The sequence below is a fragment of the Microvirga sp. HBU67558 genome, from assembly GCF_018069605.1.
Classification (GTDB): Bacteria; Pseudomonadota; Alphaproteobacteria; order Rhizobiales; family Beijerinckiaceae; genus Microvirga; species Microvirga terrae.
Genome location: NZ_JAGPUP010000003.1, coordinates 1 through 231, shown reverse-complemented (window position 1 = coordinate 231; position 231 = coordinate 1). Strand labels below are relative to the sequence as shown.

Below are 231 nucleotides of genomic sequence, written 5' to 3'. Positions count from 1 at the left end.
GAGCCAAGCCCCGAAGTCCCGCCCCTGCTTGAACCCGGCCCCGGTGCCGATCGCCGCCACCATGGCCGACGAGATGATCGGCCCCACCCCTGGCACGCTCATCAGGCGCTGACAGTGCTCATCCTGAGCCGCCAGCGCCTCGATCTCGGCCGAGACCGCGGCAATGCGCTCATCCAGCCGATGCCAGTCCTCTATCAGGTCAGAGATGAGGCGTACCAGCCGGGGCGAGAG

The 231-nt window shown here is 68.4% G+C and carries 1 protein-coding gene; it reads right to left on the bottom strand.

Annotation, left to right across the window (positions count from 1 at the left end; genetic code table 11):
- Positions 1–231 (bottom strand): transposase (locus tag KBI52_RS00010; RefSeq protein WP_210804702.1); only part of this gene is annotated, 231 nt, incomplete at both ends.